Genomic DNA, 18,482 nt, shown 5'->3' with positions numbered 1-18,482 from the left:
ATTATGAACGGGAGTTAGAAGAATGACAGATAAAAAATTACATTTAGCATTATTATTTGGAGGAGATTCATCTGAACATGATGTTTCAAAACGTTCAGCACATAATATTTATGAAGCTGTAGATAAAAATAAATATGATGTTAGTTTATTTTTAATTACCAGAGATGGAATTATCTTAAGTAATGAAGATTCGCTTCGAGTTTTTGATGGAGAAGAAGAAACCGAAGTAGTTAATGAAGTAGTACCCAAAATGGATTTAAGTAATCCTTTAGAACCCATTATCAATTTAAATAAGGAAAAGAATATTGACGTATTTTTCCCGATTATTCATGGTAATTTGGGAGAAGATGGTACAATTCAAGGTCTATTACGCCTATTGCAAAAACCATATGTTGGTAGTGGTAGTCTAGCTTCTGGTATTGCTTATGATAAAGATATTACAAAAAAAATTCTTGATGTTGTTGGCGTAAGAAATACTAATTATGTTCTTGTTACCCCAGAAAATGATCATGATTGGAATTATGAGAAAATTAGTGAACGACTAAATTCAAAAATATTGTTCATTAAGCCATCACGACAAGGGTCATCAATTGGAATTCATAAAGTTGAAAACCAAAGTGAATATGCTGAAGGAATGAAGGATGCACTTCGTTATGATACAAAGGTCTTAGTTGAAGAAGCAATTGAAGGTCCTGAAGAAGTTGAAATTTCAATTTTAGGTAATGAAAATCCTAAGGGTTCTAAAGTTGGGGCAATTAAGGTTCCAGCTAGCGATGCTTTTTATACTTATGACAATAAGTTCGTTGATGCTAGTAAAGTTGAATTTACAATTCCCGTAGCTCTTCCATCTGGAGTTGCAGATGAAATCACTGATATGGCAATTAAAGCTTTTAAAGCGCTCGAGTTAAAAGGTATGGCAAGAATTGATTTCTTAGTTTCAAAAGATTACACCCCATATCTCGGTGAAATAAATACTTTACCTGGTTTTACGAATATTTCGCTTTATCCTCAACTATGGGAAGCTTCAGGAATTAGTTATACTGAATTAATTGATAAATTAATTGAATTAGCATTTGAAGAATTTGAACGTCAATCTAAAATTGCCCATGATTTTATCCCTTTAAATAGTGGTGATCAAAAAAAAGTTTATGATGCAAACAAATAATTAATTAAAAAGAAGTAGGTTAGACACTGAAACTATAATATTAAACAGGTAAATAAAAGCATCTTCGATAATTAATTTTAACTGAAATTAATTAAATTCGGAGATGTTTTAATTTGGTAAATAATAAATGGTTATTTAAAATTTTTTATTTCTTTTTTGCGTAATTATATTTATATCGTTGATATTTATTTAGCAAGAATTGAATTTTTTATTTATATAGTTCAAAATTGAACTTTAATTTTATAAAACAGACAGGAGAATTTTATTTATGATTATCTTTCCATCAAAGTCAATGCTTCAGAAATTAAGTGTAATAGTGAAGCGTCGTCGTGAAGATATCCATATGTCACAAACGGAGTTAGCAAAGGGCATCTGTACCCAAGCAACAATAAGTACTCTTGAGAACAAGGGATGTTTTAAATCATGGGAAAGTGTACCACAAATTTTTGAAAGATTGAATTTAGATATTAATGATTTAGAAAACGAATTTAATTACCAGTATGGTGATCATAAATTAAAGCAAATTGAAAAAAATCTATTAATTCACAATTTTTCAAAAGCTCAAAAACGATTAAATCAAATTAAATATGAAAATTTAGATACTAAGAATTTATTAGCCAGGTATGAATGTAATTCTGGATTTGTTGATTTGTTTGTAAACCATAATCAAGATGATTCCATTAGCAATTTTAATTTAGCCATTAATAAACATCAAACTCGGGACAATCAAATTGTAATTGGTTGGTCATATTTAGGAATTGCATTAGCATATCATGATTTAAATTTAAGAAAACAAACTAAATGCTATTTAAAATTAGCTATTAAAGAATTACATATTTGTTTCCAAAAGAAACATAAGGTAGATGAATTTCGTCAAACAATTCGTTTCGCAATTACTTTACTTGCAATCATTGATAACATTGACGAACCAGAAATTTGCTTAATTGAAAGTAATTTAGTAGTTAAAAAATTAAAACAGAGCCATTCTTTCTACTGTCTTCGTGATTTTTACAATATAATTGGTGATTGTTTAATAAAAATAAATCAAAAAGAAAAAGCTGCTGAATATTTTAACCAAGCAGAACAACTACAAGGTTTATATTCATACAGCAATTTAGAAAAATTAAGTTTGTTTTTTAATTAGTATGTTTTTTTTCGTCTTTAGGGCTAACTAATTGATTTTCTAAGTTAGTTCTAACAACAAGAACGTCTGTTGCTGCGTTTCTAGTAACATATTCAGTAACTGAACCTACTAATAGACGTGCAACAGCATTTAGTCCGGTAGCACCAATCATAATTAAATCAGTCCCTAATTGTTCGGGAAGGTCCTTTGCAATAATTGTTTTTGGAGCACCATATTCGATTGAGTAATCGACTTCCTCTAGTCCTTCATTTTTAGCTTTCACAACGTATTTTTCGAGATTAACTTTAGTTTTTTCTGTAACTTCATTAATAATCGAAGTGTCGAAACTAGAAATATCTTGAAATGTTCGAGTATCAATTACATGAACGATATGAAGATGTGCTTTATTTCTTTTAGCAACCGCAACTGATTTTTTAAAAGCTAATTCAGCCCCATAAGAACCATCAACTGGAACTAAAATATTACGATATTCTTGTAACATTACAATCACCTCATTAGTTTGTTTACCTAATTGTAAGCTTAATAAATTTAAAATCCAATTATTTGTTGATAAATTGCATGATTAATAATTCTGGAATGGCACAACAAATACAGCCTAAAATTAATGTAATTACAATCATAATTAAACTATTAGTTAGTGCTGCCATAAAACCTAGTAATGCCACTAAAATCAAACAAATTCCACTGATTTTAAGAATTTTGCTCAATAATGGATTTTTTTGTGGTTTAAACATTAAAAAGGGTGTAGAGATATGTTTTAAAAAGTAGATTCCATTTCCAAATAAAAGGGCGGAAAATAAGATTATTAAAACTTTAATTGCCATTTTTAGCTCCTTTATTAGCATCGTTTAATCGTTTATATTGTTTTGAAAGTGCATTTTCAAATTTACTATTTTCTTTGGGTTGATAGTATTTGGCATCTTTAATTTTATCAGGTAAATATTGTTGAGCGACCCAGCCATTAGGATAATCATGAGGATATTTATAACCAACTATTCCCAGTTTCTCAGCACCTTTATAATGTGCATCACGAATTGCTAGAGGAATTTCACCATAGTTACCTGATTTAACTTCATCTACTGCAGCATTAATTGCCACATAACCAGAATTTGATTTTGGTGACAAGCATAATTCAATGATACTGTCAGCTAACGGAATTTGACCTTCTGGAAGACCAAGTCGATCAGCAGCTTGAATTGCAGTGACGGTTCTAGCACAAGCAGCAGGGTTGGCTAAACCAACGTCTTCGTATGCAATTACCATTAAACGTCTTGTTAAAGAATTTAAATCACCTGCTTCGATTAAACGAGCAGCATAGTGAAGTGCAGCATTCACGTCTGATCCACGAATTGATTTTTGTAAAGCAGAAATCACATTATAATGTGCATCTCCAGCTTTATCTTGTGTTAAAGCTTTTTTTTGTAAACAGGTTTCAACATCAACAAGTGTGACATTAATTTCACCATCAATTGGAGCGGTTGATTTAACTGCTAATTCAAGGGCATTTAAAGAACTTCTTAAGTCACCATTTGTACTTTTTGATAAGAAATTCATTGCTTCTGGTTCAAGATTAACGTTTAAATTACCCAATCCGTTTTCTTTGTCCCTTAGAGCTCTTTCGATTCCTTTTTGAATATCGGTATATGATAAAGGATTAACTTGAAAGATTTGTGTTCTAGAACGAATGGCAGGATTGATATTAATATATGGATTTTCTGTAGTTGCACCGATTAAGATAATTTGACCACTTTCTAGTAATGGCAAGAGAAAGTCCTGTTTGGTTTTATCTAGTCGATGAATTTCATCTAGAAGTAAGACTACTGTTCCACTCATTTTTGCTTCTTCAGCCACAATTTGTAAGTCTTTTTTTGTATCAGTTGCGGCATTTAAAATCCGAAATGCGTATTTAGTTGAACCGGCAATGGCACTAGCAATACTAGTTTTTCCAGTGCCTGGTGGACCATACAAAATCATAGAAGATAATATTTTTGCATGTACCATCCTTTGAATGATTTTTCCGGGTCCGACCAGGTCTTGTTGACCAACTATTTCATCAATCTTTTTTGGCCGCATTCGATATGCTAATGGTTTTTGCATATTACTCCTTTTTATTTGTTAAACAGTTTTTGCCAAAATGTTTTTTTTGTTTCTTCTTTAGGTTTTGAAGGAATTGCTTTTTCATGAAACTCAATATCTTCTTGATTAATTGCATCCTTGGCAGCAACGACAACTGCATAGTCATTAGGATTAGTTCCGTAAATTTTGTCTGTGTTTAAGGTGAATTTAGCGTTGTTTTGAGTGGCAATTTTAATGTATGGACTTTGCATATTTGGGGAAATGTTTCCATTAATTTTAATGGTTAAATTATTATCATTCTTAATTAGATTTTCAACCTCTGCAATTGCTTCAGGGTTAAGTACTTCAGAATCTGTAATTGCTAAGGAAACCCGTTCTTTAAAGGTTCCTAAATATCGTCGTTGTTCATCGGGATTTATTTTTGGGGTTCCACCATTCATTGCTTGATCCAAGCGATTTTGCACATTTTCATTTTCAACTGTCATTTTGTAACTCCTTTATGTTGGTATTTTAATTGTAACATTATTGAAAAAGAGCATACAAAAAAGCAATCTCAAATGAGATTGCTTTTTTTGATACTTTATTTTAACGGTTGTAGTATTCAACAACTAATGAAGTATCGATATTTGCATTTAATTCATCTGGTTGTGGAAGTCTAGTTAATGAACCTTCAAGCTTATCAGCATCAAAAGATACGTAAGCAGGACGGCTAACAACATCATTCACAGCTTCAGTAATAATAGCCATGTTTTTTGACTTTTCACGAACAGAAATAACTTGACCAGGTTTTACTTCGTATGATGGAATATCAACACGTTGACCATCAACAGTAATGTGACCATGGTTAACTAATTGACGTGCTTGACGACGAGTAGTTGCTAAACCTAAACGATAAACAATGTTATCTAAACGTTGTTCAAGTTTGATTTCGAAGTTATCACCATGCTTACCTTCACGAATTTTACCAGCTTTTAAGAAAAGAGCGTAGAATTGACGTTCAGTCAAACCATACATGTAACGCATTTTTTGCTTTTCACGTAATTGAACACCATATTCTGAAAGTTTTTGGCGACGGCCTTGACCGTGAACACCAGGAGCGTAAGGACGACGTTGTAATTCTTTACCAGTACCTGATAATGAAATTCCAAGACGACGAGAAATTCTCCAACTTGGACCTGTATATCTTGACATAATGAATCCTCCAATAAATTTTTTTGGAGTAAAATAAATGATGCACACTTAGTATTCGTGCATATTCCTCTGAACGTTCACCTCAGCAGCCGTGGGTTACTAATTAGACTATCAAATAGCAAGAATATGTTGACGAGCTTACCGTGCACTGCTGCATTATTTTACACAAATTACATTATATCGCGTGTGGTTTATAAAAGTCAATGAATGCAACGACTTGTTTGAATAAAATCACAATTATTATCAATTATTTATGATATAATCTACATTAAAGAGTCAAATACATAAAAAATAAAAAGGGCGGATAACATGCTTAATGCACTTATTGGTATCGTTGTAATTATAGTGATTATTTACATCTCAATTGTTACTTATCAAAAACACCTTTTGAAGCTAGCAAAAAAAATGGAAACTGAAACAAAACATTTTGAAAGCTTGAAACTAGAAGATGAATTTAATCAGCTAAAGCAGATTGGATTAATTGGAGACTCTTTAGATAAAATTAATGCTGCTGAAACAAAATTCAATAAGATTATTAAAGAAGAATTGCCACAATTAAATTCAATTTTAATGAGTGTTGAAAATAGTTCTAATAGTTTTAATATACTTAAAACTAGAGATTCATCAGATGAGGCACAAAATCTTTTAGAAAAAATTGCTACTGAGTTAGACGATGTTGAGGAAACCTTAAATAAAACTTTTAAGTTAGCAAAAGAGCATCGAGCTGCCGTTTCTGATCTAGAAAATCGTTATAAGAGTTTACGCAAAATTTTGTTAACAAAAAATGGTGATTTTGGTCCTGCTCTTGATGCGCTAGAAGAACGCTTATCTAGCATTGAAGAAACTTTTGATGATTTTTCTAATTTAACTAAGCAGGGTGACCATGCTAACGCTGAAAAAATTTTGGTTGATTTAAATCATGCAACTGTTAATTTAGAAGATATGGTTAAGACAATTCCAGCTTTATATCAAGAAAATCATGTTAAATTTGATAATCAACTGAATGAAATTACAGAAGCATATCAAAAAATGAGATCAGAGGGTTTTGCTTTTGAAGATGATGATTTTGAAATTTCTTTGAAAGAACTACGTCAATCTGTAAATGACAACATCATTAATATTGAACATTTAGATATTGAGTTTGTTAAGGATCAGGATTCACAAATCAATAAACGAATTAATGATTTGTATGAAAAAATGGAAGTGCAAATTAATGCTCGTAAGAAAGTTGATAAATCAATTAAGCAAATTGGTAAGTTTATTGAACACGCGTACTATCAAAATAAGGCTTTAAGCGATGAATTAGAACAATTGAGTCATAATTATTCTTTAGAGCATGGTGAAATTCAGATTACGCAACAACTTGGTAGTAAAATAAATTCAATTGGTAAACAACACGAAACTGATTTAAATTCAATTAATGATGGTAATGCAATCTATACTAGAATCGCAAAAAATCTTGAGACTTTCAAAACTGAACTAACTACAATTGAAAAGAAACAGATGGCTTTAAACGATTCGATTTCTGAGTTTAGTGCTGAAGAGAAAAAAGCTCATCAAATTTTAAATGATTTAAATGCAGAATTACATGCTATTCAAAGAAAAATAGAAAATTTGAATTTGCCTGGCATTTCTGATGATTATGTAGACTATTTTGGTGTTGTTGCAGATGAAATTAACCATCTTAGTTCAACTATGAATAAAGTTAAAATTAGTATGGATGATGTTCAAAAACAACTCGAACAAATCAAATCAGATCGAGATTCATTACAAGAAAAAACAGATGATTTGATTGATCAATCAATCTTGGCAGAGCAAGTGATGCAATATGCTAATCGTTATGTAGGGAATGCTCCTGAAATTGATGTAGCCTTAGCTAAGGCGAAAGACTTCTTTGATCACAAATTTCGGTATGCCGATAGTTTAGCTACCATTGCAAATGCGGTTGATAAAGTTGAACCTGGTGCATATCAAAAAATCGAAGATCGGTACTATGATAACAAAGCAAAATCTACTAAAAAATAATAATTACCAGGTCGATGTCTCGACCTGGTTTCGTTTTCTATAAAAATTGGAGGAAATCATGATTTATTTTGATAATAGTGCGACCACTAAAGTTGATAATGATGTATTAAATACTTATCAAAAAGTTAGTGAAAATTATTGGGGAAATCCATCTAGTTTGCACAATTTCGGTGAGAAATCATTTAATTTATTACAACAATCACGTAAACAAATTGCGGATATTTTGGGCGTTGCTCCAGCTGAAATATACTTTACTAGTGGTGGTACTGAGGGTGATAATTGGGTCATCAAGGGAACTGCAATGGCTAAACGTGAATTTGGAAAGCATATCATTACTACCCAAATTGAACATGCGGCTGTAAAAAACTCTGCTGCGGCCCTAGAAGATTTAGGCTTCGACGTAACATATTTACCAGTTGATGAAGAGGGACGCGTTTCTGCTAAAGATTTAGAAGCAGCCATTCGTCCAGATACTATTTTGGTATCAATCATGGCAGTTAATAATGAAGTTGGCTCAATTCAACCGCTTGCTGAGATTGCAGAAGTCTTGAAAAAATATCCCAAGATTCATTTTCATGTTGATGCAGTTCAAGGAATGGCTAAAGGAATCCATGACTTGATTTTTAATGATCGGGTAGATTTTATTACCTTTTCTGGACATAAATTTCATGCACCTCGTGGAATCGGATTTATTTATGGAAAGAATGGACGTAAAATCAATCCATTGATGGATGGTGGTGGTCAAGAACGTGGTCAAAGAAGTGGGACCGAAAATCTACCAGCAATTGTTGGAATGGCTAAAGCAGTTCGAATTGTTAAAGACCATGAGAATGAAAGCATTGTTACAGAACAAGCAATTCGGGAAAAAATTTATCATCATATTATTAAACTTGATAAGGTACGAATTTTTTCTAAATTAAATGATCATTTTGCTCATCATATTCTTTGCTTTGCTATTTTAGGAGTGAAGGGAGAAACAATCGTTCATGCTTTTGAAAAAGAAGGAATTTACATCTCCACGACTAGTGCTTGTTCTTCAAAAAAAGGGGTAACATCTGGTACACTAAATTCAATGGGCGTCCCACAATCAGAAGCTAAAAGTGCAGTTCGGATTTCCCTAGGAGATCATAACCAATTAGCAGAGGCCGATAAATTTAATCAGGTTTTTGATAAACTGTATGATCAATTTAAAAAATTAAGTTAATTGTTGTTTATTTTATAGAAAAGAAGTGAAGATTTGAAATATAGCGAAATTATGGTGCGATACGGTGAGTTATCCACCAAAGGAAAAAATCGGCGTGATTTTATTCGTCAATTAGGTAAAAATGTACGTGATGTTTTAACTGAGTTTGAAGGAATTGAAGTTTTAGCACAACGAGATCGACTCCATGTCATTTTAAATGGCAATGATGCTACTCCAGTAATGGATGCGATTGGAAAAGTCTTTGGAATTGAGACCTACTCCCCAGTTGTAAGATTGTCCAAAGATGCAACGCTTGAAGATATCCAAAAAACAGCGCTTGAAATGATTAACGAACAATATGAAGAGGGACAAACCTTCAAGATTACCACTAAGCGTCAAAATAAAGACTATCCCCTCAATACTTATGGAGTTGATAACGGCGTTGGTGGCTATGTTTTAGATAACATTGAAGGAATTAACGCCCAAATGAAGCAGCCTGATATCGACTTGCGAGTTGATGTTCGGCTAACTGGAATTTATCTATCTAGTCTTACCATTCAAGGGGCTTTAGGTTTACCTGTTGGTACAGGTGGAAGAGGAACGATGATGTTATCTGGAGGAATTGATTCCCCAGTTGCCGCATATATGGCAATGAAGCGGGGCGTCAAAGTCGATATGATTCATTTCTTTAGCCCTCCATATACTAGTCAGCAAGCATTAGCGAAAGCAAAGGATTTAACGGCTAAGTTAACTGCTTTTGGTGGGACCATTGATTTTATTGAAGTTCCTTTTACTAAAATTCAAGAAGATATTAAAGAAAAGGTTCCAGAGGGTTATTTAATGACCATTCAACGACGGATGATGCTTCGGATTGCTGCAGCAATTACTTTGGATCGTCATTGTAATGGAGTCTTTACCGGTGAATCATTAGGTCAAGTTGCATCACAAACAATTGAAAGTATGCGAGTAATTAATGAAGTGACATCATTACCCGTTTTGCGTCCATTGCTTTCGTTAGATAAAACCGAAATTATTAAGATTGCCCGTAAAATTGATACTTATGATCTTTCAATCATGCCATTTGAAGATTGTTGTACGATTTTTACGCCACCATCACCTAAAACTAAGCCTGATTTAGATAAAACAATCAAGTTTGAAAAGAATATTGATGTTGAAGGCTTAATGAAAATGGCTCTTGAAAATCTTAAAGTAACCAAGATTCATGTTGGTGATGACTACTTAAACGCCCAAAAAGACGTTTTTGCAGAATTACTATAAAAATAGTTTAATGGTTGACGAATTCTAATTTGTTGAGTATTATTGTTGTAAATATAAATGCATTGAGCAAGAGGATTAATGGTAATCCCTTTCAGCGAGAGAATAGTAGTGAGAGATTCTTAAGGTAACCATTAATTGTAGCTTGTGAGCAGATATAGTGAATTAATAATAACTATGTCCGGTACCGACCGTTATTCGTTTTGAGTTGGGATTATTGACTAAATAATCCAATTTAGGTGGTACCGCGAGCATTCGTCCTATTTAATAGGATGAGTGCTTTTTTATTTAAATTAAATGAGGTGAAGTTATGTCAAAAGAAGTAGAAATGTCTACCAAGTTCGATCCCCAAGAAGTTGAAAAAGGGATGTACCAAAAATGGCTTAACGCTGGTGTTTTTAAACCTAGCGGTGATCAGAAAGCTAAACCATATTCCATTGTTTTGCCACCACCAAATGTTACTGGAAAGTTGCATTTAGGTCATGCTTGGAACACCACGTTACAAGATATGCTAATCAGACAAAAACGGATGGAAGGTTACGATACACTCTGGCTTCCCGGAATGGATCATGCTGGAATTGCAACCCAAGCCAAAGTTGAAGCAATGTTACGTGAAAAAGGAATTTCCCGTTATGACCTTGGTCGAGAAAAATTTATTGATCAAGTTTGGGAATGGAAAGACAAATTTGCCGATACCATTCACCAACAATGGGCTAAACTGGGTCTTTCATTAGACTACAGTCGTGAAACTTTTACTCTTGATGAAAATGTGTCAAAAGCCGTTCGTAAAGTTTTTGTTGATCTATATAATCAAGGCTTAATTTACCGAGCTAAATACATCATTAATTGGGATCCCCAAGCTAGAACTGCTTTATCAGATATCGAAGTTGAACACAAAGACGATAAAGGGGCATTCTATCACGTTAAATATAAATTTGCTGATGGAACCACCTTCAATGGTAAAGACTATATTGAAATTGCTACAACTCGTCCAGAAACGATGTTTGGTGATACAGCAATTGCTGTAAATCCAAGTGATGATCGTTATAAAGAATTAGTTGGTAAAGAAGTAATCGTTCCCTTAGTAAACCGTAAAGTTCCGATTATTGCTGATCATTACGTTGACATTGAATTTGGAACTGGGATGGTTAAAATTACACCAGCTCATGATCCTAATGACTTTAAAGTTGGAAAACGCCATGATTTAGCTGAAATTAACACGATGAATGAAGATGCATCGATGAACGAAAATGCTGGTAAGTATGAAGGTATGGATCGTTTTGATGCTCGAAAAGCGATGGTTAAAGATCTTGAAGATCAAGGATACATGTTAAGAATTGATCCAATCGTGCATGCTGTTGGTCACTCGGAAAGAACTGGAGTTCAAGTTGAATCACGACTTTCTACTCAATGGTTCGTTAAAATGAAACCACTAGCTAAAGCTGCTATGAAGAACCAAGATACTGATGATGCAGTTAACTTTGTGCCTAAACGTTTTGAACATACATTTAAACAATGGATGGAAGATGTTCACGATTGGTGTATTTCGCGTCAATTATGGTGGGGTCACCAAATTCCTGCTTGGTATAACAAAGAAACAGGAGAAATGTATGTTGGAGAGTCAGCACCTAAAGATTCTGAAAACTGGGAACAAGATCCTGACGTGTTAGATACCTGGTTCTCATCAGGCTTATGGCCATTTACTACCATGGGATGGCCTGATAAAAATTCAGAAGATTTTAAACGTTATTTCCCAACTTCAACTTTAGTTACGGGTGATGATTTGGTATTCTTCTGGATTTCTAGAATGATTTTCCAAAGTTTGCATTTCACTGGGCGTCGTCCTTTCAAAGATGTTTTACTTCATGGACTTATTCGTGATCAACAAGGTCGCAAAATGAGTAAATCACTTGGAAATGGTATTGATCCCATGGATGTAATTGCTAAATATGGTGCCGATGCTTTACGTTGGTCATTATCAACGGGAACTACACCAGGTCAAGATGAACGATTTAGTTATGATAAAGTTGATGCATCTTGGAAATTTGTTAATAAGATTTGGAACGCCAGTCGTTATGTAATTATGAATTTAGGAGAGATGGACGCACCAGAAGTTCCTAATGAAGCTGATTTGAATTTATCAGATAAATGGATTCTTTCTCGTTTAAATAAAACAATTGCAAATGTCACTGAAAATTATGATAAATATAACTTTGGTGAAGCTAACCGGACCTTATATGATTTTATGTGGAATGATTTTTGTGACTGGTACATCGAAATGAGTAAAGAAATTCTTACTGGTGATGATGAAAAAGCTAAAGCCAAAACGAGAAATGTCTTGGCATACGTACTTGATCAGTTCTTGCGTCTTTTACATCCCGTAATGCCATTTGTTACCGAAAAAATTTGGTTATCAATGCCTCACAAGGGTGATTCATTAGTTACTGCAAAATATCCAGTTGTAAACGAAAATTTTGTGGATGACAAAGCTGAATCAGATATGAATCATTTGATTGAATTGATTAAGGCAGTTCGTAATATTCGGGCTGAAGCTAATGCTCCATTAGGTAGTCCAGTTGATATTTTGGTTAAAACTAATAATCCTGAACTTAAAGATGTTTTTGAAGCTAACCGTGAATACATTGATCGTTTTGGTCATCCAAGCAAGCTTGAAATTGGTGCGGATGTTAAAGTTCCTAATTTATCAATGACTTCTGTGATTACTGATGCAGAAATTAGTATTCCACTTGCAGAATTAATTGATTTAAATGATGAAGCTGCGCGTCTTGAAAAAGAAGTTAAGAAGTTTGAAGCAGAAGTTGCTCGTGCAAAGAATAAATTGGCAAACGAAAAATTTGTTAATAATGCACCAGCAAAAGTTGTTGATGAAGAAAAAGGTAAGTTGACCGACAACGAAAATAAATTAGCTGCTACTAAGAAACGTTTAGCTGAAATTAAAACTGCTATTCAAAAATAAAAAGTCCAGCTAAGTAGCTGGGCTTTTTTGAAAGGTTAATAATTTGTTGAAAAATTATCAAGATGCTGTGGCCTACATTCATTCACGACCACGATTGAAAAAAGAAACAACACAAAGAAGGATTTTGAATCTATTAAATAAACTTGATAATCCCCAACGTCAAGTTACCGCAATTCATGTTGTCGGAACAAATGGAAAAGGTTCTGTAGTTGCCTATTTAATGAATTTATTAATGGGAATCAAGCAAAAGGTGGGAACTTTTACATCTCCATTTATGATTCGATTTAATGAGCGAATTAGTATTGATGGGAAACCAATTTCTGATAAAGATTTATTAGCTTTAGTTAATTTTGTAAAACCAGTTATTGAAGAGATTGATAAATCTGATAGTGAACTAGCTCCCTCCGAATTTGAAGTTATAACAGCCCTTATGTATCTTTATTTTGTTCAACAAAAAGTTGATTTGGCAATTGTTGAAGCTGGAATTGGTGGCGAAAATGATTCTACTAATGTTGATGATAGGTCTATTATGACCATCATTACCACAATTGGGATGGATCATATGAAATTATTAGGGAATACGATTCAAAAGATTGCTCGCACAAAAGCTGGAATTATTAAAACAGGAACACCAACAGTTGTAGGCCAGGTTTCAAATGAGGCTTTGGATGAGATTAAAGCAATTGCAACTAAAAAAATCAGTGAATTAGTCATTGCTAACCAAGATTTTTCAGTTAAAGCTAACGGGGAGCAAATGTTTAATTATCAAAGTGCAGATTTGACGATTAACCAAATCAAAATTGAGATGTTAGGTCAATTTGAAATAGAAGATGCTGGAGTTGCAATTGCGGCTTTCATTAAGTTAAACAAAAATAGCTTTAATTTAAATAATGGTCAGATTACTACTAATGTTAAAAGGCAAATTCAAAAGACAACTTGGATTGGAAGAATGGAGTCGATTGATCAAAATCCGTTAACTATTATTGATGGTGCTCATAATGTTCCTGCAATTCAAAAATTAAAAGAAAGTCTTGAGGAATATTCAAAATATCAGATTGATTTAGTGATGGCTGTTTTTGCTGATAAACAATATCAACAAATGCTATCAATTTTGGAATCCATGCCAAATGTTAATTTATATCTAACATCGTTTGTACCAGATGAAAACCGAAAAGTGGCTGATTTTAGTTTTGCAGATGAGAGTCGTGTTAAATATTATCCGCAATGGGAAAAAATTATTAGTGAATTAGAAAAAAAAGATGCTAATATTGCACATAGGATGGTTGTAATTACTGGATCATTATTGTTTATTTCTGAAGTGAGAAAATATTTATTAAAAAAATTAAGGAAAAGCTAAACTTTTCGTTTTTGAATTAAGCCTTAAAAAATTTAACATTATGGTATACTTAGGCTATTAATATAAAAAAACAAAAATAAATAATTATAAAGGGATGAACGTTTTGTTAGGTTTAGGAAATAAAAATATTGGTATCGATTTAGGTACTGCAAATACTTTAGTATACGTTGATGGAAAAGGAATTGTTCTTCGTGAACCATCAGTAGTTGCTAAAAACACTAAGACAGGCGACATTGTAGCCGTAGGTAATGAAGCTCAAGCCATGACCGGAAAAGCACCTGCAAGTATTGAGGTTATTCGTCCAATGCGTGATGGAGTAATTGCTGACTATGATACTACTGTATCAATGCTTAAATACTACATGGAAAAAGCATTAGGTGGTCGCGGTAATAAACCATACGTGATGATTTCTGTTCCAAGTGGAATTACTACAGTTGAAAAACGTGCAGTAATTGATGCTGCAAGGGTGGCTGGAGCTCGTGATGCATATGTTATTGAAGAACCATGTGCTGCTGCAATTGGTGCTGGACTTCCTGTAATGAATCCAATTGGTAGTATGGTTGTTGATATGGGTGGTGGAACAACAGATGTTGCAACAATTTCACTTGGTGGAATTGTTTCTTCACGTTCGGTTCGCATGGCTGGAGATAAGTTGAATGAAGCAATCGTTTCTTATATTAGAAAAAACTATAACTTACTCATTGGAATTCCTAGTGCTGAAAGATTAAAAATTGAAGCAGGATCTGCTTCAATCGAAAAAGCAAAAGAAATGGGAAATGAAACTGTTCGTGGTCGTGATTTATTAACTGGTTTACCAAAATCAACTGAAGTTACTGCCGAAGATATTGCAATTGCTATTCATGAGGATTTATTGGAAATTATTGGTGCTATTAAGGATACTTTAGAGGCTACATCTCCAGAAATTTCTGCTGATGTTGTTGACCACGGAATTGTTTTAACCGGTGGTGGTGCATTAATTAAAAACCTTGATGAAGTAATTTCTGACGCTACGCAAGTACCTGTAACGGTTGCACAAGATCCATTGGATTGTGTTGTTAAAGGGACTGGTGAATCACTTAAGAGCATTGAAGTTATGAAGAAAAAATAATTTAAAATAAGCGGGGATTTCCCGCTTATTTGTTTTATCGTTTTATTGGGGGATTGTTATGCATAAGTTTTTTTCTAGCCGTAACTTAGTTATCTTTGTGGTTGGTTTAGTTGCTAGTGTCGGTTTAATTGGTGGGTCAGCTGCTGTTAGAAATAATCGTGCTATGCCAATATTTATCCAAGAATTTGGAAATGATGTCGTCGGTATAGGTGATCGAGTAATCGCCGTTCCTGCTAATGGAATTGATAAGGTATTTGGGTCGGTTGATAATTTAATCAATACTTATAGCGAAAACAATTATTTAAAATCTAAAGTTTGTCGACTTCAATCTACTGAAGCTCGTAATGAAGCTTTGACTAACGAAAACAAAGATTTAAAAGAACAATTACATTTAAACGAAACTTTAACTGGATATACTGCAATTAATGCATCAGTGCTTGCAAGAACTCCTTCAAATTGGCAACAGCAAATTGTCATTAACAAAGGAGCCCTTGCTGGAATTGAAAAAAACATGTCGGTAATTGTTGATAAAGGTGTGATTGGACGAATTGTTGAAGTTAACAAAACTAACAGTAAAGTCGAACTAATTACTGATAGTGGAGATTCAGCTAGTCATTTTGCGGTTCAAGTTAAAGGAAATAAAACCATGGTTAATGGTTTAATTTCAGGATATAATAACGCTAATAATGAATTGGAAATGGGTAATTTAACTGCAAAGGATAAAATCAAGCGTGGTGCTAAAGTCACGACAAATGGTCTTGGTGGTGTCATTCCTAAAGGACTTTTCATTGGAACAGTTACAGGAGTTTCTAGTGCCGCTGATGGAACTTCAGAACAAATTAACATTAAACCAGCTGCTGATACTAGAAACATTGATGTAGTAACAGTAATTGGTAAGAAATAGTAAGGAGAGCACTGCATATGTTGAAAAAATCTAGACATTATTTGCTCTTTATCATCGGCTTGTTTATTTCCTTTTACTTGGAAGGAGCATTAATGCATGCTTTTCCATATCTATTAGCAGGTAAGTTTCCTATGGTTCCTTATTTAACGGTTACTTGGTTAATTTATACAATTTTATTTAGTGACCGTAAGCAAAATATTCACATATATTGGTGGACATTTGGAATTGGATTGTTATATGACTCTTATTACATTGGTGTTTTAGGAATCTATACATTTATTTTTCCAATTGTAGTCCTTGTAACAAAACTGATTTTAGAGTACGTTGATGAAAATATTTATAGTTCAATAATGATTTATCTAATTGATATTATTATCGTATTAGTTTTGGGCTATACAGGTGGAAGAATGAGTCATTTAGTCTATTTTTCTGGGATTCATTTTTTTGCCTATGCATTTGGACCAACCCTATTACTAAATTTAGTAATTTTCTTGGTACTCTATTTTCCAATCAGTTTGTTATTTGATAAATATAGAAAATAGGAGCTACTTAATATGAAGAGTGTTGTATTAAAAGGAACACAAAATGGATTTGAAATAACACTAGATGATTCCGAGAATTTTGAAACTATCAAAACCGAATTTACAGAACTTCTTGACCAACTCGTACATAGTTCTGATTATTCAGAAAAAAAGGGAATGAAGTTTGATATCATTACTGGTAATCGAGCTTTGTCGGCTGAACAAAAACAAACATTACGTGATATAGTTAATAAAAGAGATAACCTTTTTATTAATGAATTTAAAGCTGATGTTATGTCTAATGATGAAGCTTATCATTTACGCGATGAAAATCGGGTCACTATTATTGATCAAACCATTCATAATGGTCAGGATTTAAAAATTAAAGGTGATGTTCTTTTCCTAGGAAAGATTCATAAAGGTGGAAAATTAATCACTAATGGGAATTTATTTTGCATGGGTAATGTAGATGGAATTGTTCAAGTTGGTTTTCCAGTTGATGAATCTAAATTAGCCGTTGGTAATTTTCATAATGCTCAACAAGTTAGAATTGGTGAACAAATTGAAATCATTGAAGATAATAGAGAAAAAATTTCAGAGGACTTGAGAACAGTTGTTTATGTTAATGGTTTGCATACAATTTCGTATAGCAATCTAGATAATATCAAAGAAATTAGTCCAAAGTTCTTTAGTAGAATTGGAGGAATATAACAATGGGTGAAGCCATCGTAATTACGTCTGGAAAAGGTGGAGTGGGTAAAACTACTACCTCCGCTAATATTGGGACAGCCTTAGCATTAATGGGCAAAAAAGTTTGTTTGATGGATTTAGATATCGGATTACGTAATCTTGATGTTGTTTTAGGTTTAGACAATCGTATCATGTATGATATTGTTGATGCTGCTAAGGATGAAGTGTCTTTAACTAAGGCATTAGTTAAAGACAAACGTTTTGGTGATAATTTCTATTTACTTCCTGCAGCTCAAAATACTGATAAAAATGCGTTAACTGAAGCTGAAGTTAAAAAAATTGTTGATGAGTTGAAACCACAATTTGATTATGTCTTGATTGATTGTCCTGCCGGAATTGAACAAGGATTCTTAAATTCCGTTGCTGGAGCAGATTGTGCAATTATTGTTACGACACCTGAAATTTCAGCTGTTCGTGATGCAGATCGAATTGTTGGATTGCTTGAAAAACATCCAATGAAGGAAGCTCCACGATTAATTATTAATCGAATTCGTCCTAATATGATGGATAATGGTGATGTAATGGATGTTTCCGAAATTACACATCATCTTGGAATTAAATTATTGGGAATTGTTATTGATGATGATCAAGTTATTGCAACTTCAAATCATGGTGAACCAATCGTATTAAATCCTGATAATCCAGCTTCTGAAGGATACCGTAACATTGCTCGAAGAATTCTTGGAGAAACTGTTCCTTTAATGCAAATCAAGGTAAAAAAAGAAAGCTTTTGGAAAAAACTTAAAGGAGCATTTAAGTAATAATAATCATTTCCTTAGAATAAAATCTAAGGAATTTTTATTTTG

Annotated in this window: 17 protein-coding genes and 1 other annotated feature; of the genes, 12 read left to right on the top strand and 5 right to left on the bottom strand. The window is 33.1% G+C overall.

Features of this window, described 5'->3' with window-relative positions; all coding sequences use genetic code 11:
- Nucleotides 1-22 precede the first annotated feature (22 nt).
- Together FD36_RS00310 and FD36_RS00305 are read left to right on the top strand one after the other, a co-directional pair.
- A complete protein-coding gene (locus tag FD36_RS00310; protein WP_056957487.1) occupies nucleotides 23-1,165 on the top strand; it encodes a D-alanine--D-alanine ligase family protein in 1,143 nt (380 codons plus the stop codon).
- A gap of 268 nt (nucleotides 1,166-1,433) precedes the next feature.
- On the top strand, nucleotides 1,434-2,309 hold the full coding sequence (locus FD36_RS00305; RefSeq protein WP_014082190.1) for a helix-turn-helix transcriptional regulator: 876 nt from the start codon (nucleotides 1,434-1,436) through the stop codon (nucleotides 2,307-2,309).
- Here the strand turns inward: FD36_RS00305 and FD36_RS00300 are convergent.
- The 5 genes from FD36_RS00300 to rpsD form a co-directional block, all read right to left on the bottom strand.
- Nucleotides 2,302-2,790 (bottom strand): universal stress protein, encoded by a 489-nt coding sequence (locus FD36_RS00300; protein WP_056957486.1) that lies wholly within the window; start codon nucleotides 2,788-2,790, stop codon nucleotides 2,302-2,304. The genes FD36_RS00305 and FD36_RS00300 overlap by 8 nt on opposite strands.
- Before the next feature lie 58 nt (nucleotides 2,791-2,848).
- Complete coding sequence (locus FD36_RS00295; RefSeq protein WP_014082188.1) at nucleotides 2,849-3,133, bottom strand: hypothetical protein; 285 nt, start codon at nucleotides 3,131-3,133, stop codon at nucleotides 2,849-2,851.
- The gene (locus FD36_RS00290) at nucleotides 3,123-4,406 is read right to left on the bottom strand and encodes a replication-associated recombination protein A (protein ID WP_056957485.1); all 1,284 of its coding nucleotides are present in this window, start codon (nucleotides 4,404-4,406) and stop codon (nucleotides 3,123-3,125) included. Before FD36_RS00290 ends, FD36_RS00295 begins: the two co-directional genes overlap by 11 nt.
- Before the next feature lie 11 nt (nucleotides 4,407-4,417).
- Complete coding sequence (locus FD36_RS00285) at nucleotides 4,418-4,870, bottom strand: YueI family protein (protein WP_014082186.1); 453 nt, start codon at nucleotides 4,868-4,870, stop codon at nucleotides 4,418-4,420.
- A 100-nt stretch (nucleotides 4,871-4,970) separates the two neighbouring features.
- A complete protein-coding gene (rpsD, locus tag FD36_RS00280) occupies nucleotides 4,971-5,576 on the bottom strand; it encodes a 30S ribosomal protein S4 (protein WP_041817859.1) in 606 nt (201 codons plus the stop codon).
- A gap of 309 nt (nucleotides 5,577-5,885) precedes the next feature.
- Here rpsD and ezrA point away from each other — a divergent pair, with 309 nt between their 5' ends.
- From ezrA to minD, 10 genes are all read left to right on the top strand, one after another.
- Nucleotides 5,886-7,601 carry a septation ring formation regulator EzrA gene (gene ezrA, locus FD36_RS00275; protein WP_082610556.1) on the top strand — a complete coding sequence of 572 codons (1,716 nt, stop codon included), beginning with the start codon at nucleotides 5,886-5,888 and terminating at the stop codon, nucleotides 7,599-7,601.
- Nucleotides 7,602-7,659: 58 nt separating this feature from the next.
- The gene (locus FD36_RS00270; RefSeq protein WP_056957484.1) at nucleotides 7,660-8,805 is read left to right on the top strand and encodes a cysteine desulfurase family protein; all 1,146 of its coding nucleotides are present in this window, start codon (nucleotides 7,660-7,662) and stop codon (nucleotides 8,803-8,805) included.
- 33 nt (nucleotides 8,806-8,838) lie between these two features.
- On the top strand, nucleotides 8,839-10,062 hold the full coding sequence (gene thiI, locus FD36_RS00265; protein WP_056957483.1) for a tRNA uracil 4-sulfurtransferase ThiI: 1,224 nt from the start codon (nucleotides 8,839-8,841) through the stop codon (nucleotides 10,060-10,062).
- Nucleotides 10,063-10,115: 53 nt separating this feature from the next.
- Nucleotides 10,116-10,325 (top strand) — a binding site (T-box leader).
- A 44-nt stretch (nucleotides 10,326-10,369) separates the two neighbouring features.
- Nucleotides 10,370-13,036, top strand: coding sequence for a valine--tRNA ligase (locus FD36_RS00260; RefSeq protein ID WP_056957482.1), 2,667 nt, complete (start codon nucleotides 10,370-10,372; stop codon nucleotides 13,034-13,036).
- 46 nt (nucleotides 13,037-13,082) lie between these two features.
- Nucleotides 13,083-14,393 (top strand): bifunctional folylpolyglutamate synthase/dihydrofolate synthase, encoded by a 1,311-nt coding sequence (locus FD36_RS00255; RefSeq protein WP_056957481.1) that lies wholly within the window; start codon nucleotides 13,083-13,085, stop codon nucleotides 14,391-14,393.
- Nucleotides 14,394-14,496: 103 nt separating this feature from the next.
- A complete protein-coding gene (locus tag FD36_RS00250) occupies nucleotides 14,497-15,501 on the top strand; it encodes a rod shape-determining protein (RefSeq protein WP_056957480.1) in 1,005 nt (334 codons plus the stop codon).
- A 58-nt stretch (nucleotides 15,502-15,559) separates the two neighbouring features.
- Entirely contained in the window at nucleotides 15,560-16,405 is an 846-nt protein-coding gene (gene mreC, locus FD36_RS00245) for a rod shape-determining protein MreC (protein ID WP_056957479.1), read from the top strand.
- Nucleotides 16,406-16,422: 17 nt separating this feature from the next.
- On the top strand, nucleotides 16,423-16,947 hold the full coding sequence (mreD, locus tag FD36_RS00240) for a rod shape-determining protein MreD (RefSeq protein WP_056957478.1): 525 nt from the start codon (nucleotides 16,423-16,425) through the stop codon (nucleotides 16,945-16,947).
- A gap of 12 nt (nucleotides 16,948-16,959) precedes the next feature.
- The gene (locus tag FD36_RS00235; protein ID WP_056957477.1) at nucleotides 16,960-17,637 is read left to right on the top strand and encodes a septum site-determining protein MinC; all 678 of its coding nucleotides are present in this window, start codon (nucleotides 16,960-16,962) and stop codon (nucleotides 17,635-17,637) included.
- A gap of 2 nt (nucleotides 17,638-17,639) precedes the next feature.
- Nucleotides 17,640-18,437, top strand: coding sequence for a septum site-determining protein MinD (minD, locus tag FD36_RS00230; protein ID WP_056957476.1), 798 nt, complete (start codon nucleotides 17,640-17,642; stop codon nucleotides 18,435-18,437).
- Nucleotides 18,438-18,482: the final 45 nt, after the last annotated feature.

It is taken from the genome of Fructilactobacillus sanfranciscensis DSM 20451 (assembly GCF_001436035.1).
GTDB classification, from domain to species: Bacteria; Bacillota; Bacilli; order Lactobacillales; family Lactobacillaceae; genus Fructilactobacillus; species Fructilactobacillus sanfranciscensis.
This window is presented reverse-complemented; position numbering and strand designations above follow the sequence as displayed.

What these genes read in the sequence shown, in the direction of transcription:
- FD36_RS00310 (WP_056957487.1), top strand. Translation starts at nt 23, where the DNA reads ATGACAGATAAAAAATTACATTTAGCATTATTATTTGGAGGAGATTCA.
- FD36_RS00305 (WP_014082190.1), top strand. Translation starts at nt 1,434, where the DNA reads ATGATTATCTTTCCATCAAAGTCAATGCTTCAGAAATTAAGTGTAATA.
- FD36_RS00300 (WP_056957486.1), bottom strand. Translation starts at nt 2,790, where the DNA reads ATGTTACAAGAATATCGTAATATTTTAGTTCCAGTTGATGGTTCTTAT.
- FD36_RS00295 (WP_014082188.1), bottom strand. Translation starts at nt 3,133, where the DNA reads ATGGCAATTAAAGTTTTAATAATCTTATTTTCCGCCCTTTTATTTGGA.
- FD36_RS00290 (WP_056957485.1), bottom strand. Translation starts at nt 4,406, where the DNA reads ATGCAAAAACCATTAGCATATCGAATGCGGCCAAAAAAGATTGATGAA.
- FD36_RS00285 (WP_014082186.1), bottom strand. Translation starts at nt 4,870, where the DNA reads ATGACAGTTGAAAATGAAAATGTGCAAAATCGCTTGGATCAAGCAATG.
- rpsD (WP_041817859.1), bottom strand. Translation starts at nt 5,576, where the DNA reads ATGTCAAGATATACAGGTCCAAGTTGGAGAATTTCTCGTCGTCTTGGA.
- ezrA (WP_082610556.1), top strand. Translation starts at nt 5,886, where the DNA reads ATGCTTAATGCACTTATTGGTATCGTTGTAATTATAGTGATTATTTAC.
- FD36_RS00270 (WP_056957484.1), top strand. Translation starts at nt 7,660, where the DNA reads ATGATTTATTTTGATAATAGTGCGACCACTAAAGTTGATAATGATGTA.
- FD36_RS00260 (WP_056957482.1), top strand. Translation starts at nt 10,370, where the DNA reads ATGTCAAAAGAAGTAGAAATGTCTACCAAGTTCGATCCCCAAGAAGTT.
- mreC (WP_056957479.1), top strand. Translation starts at nt 15,560, where the DNA reads ATGCATAAGTTTTTTTCTAGCCGTAACTTAGTTATCTTTGTGGTTGGT.
- mreD (WP_056957478.1), top strand. Translation starts at nt 16,423, where the DNA reads ATGTTGAAAAAATCTAGACATTATTTGCTCTTTATCATCGGCTTGTTT.
- FD36_RS00235 (WP_056957477.1), top strand. Translation starts at nt 16,960, where the DNA reads ATGAAGAGTGTTGTATTAAAAGGAACACAAAATGGATTTGAAATAACA.
- minD (WP_056957476.1), top strand. Translation starts at nt 17,640, where the DNA reads ATGGGTGAAGCCATCGTAATTACGTCTGGAAAAGGTGGAGTGGGTAAA.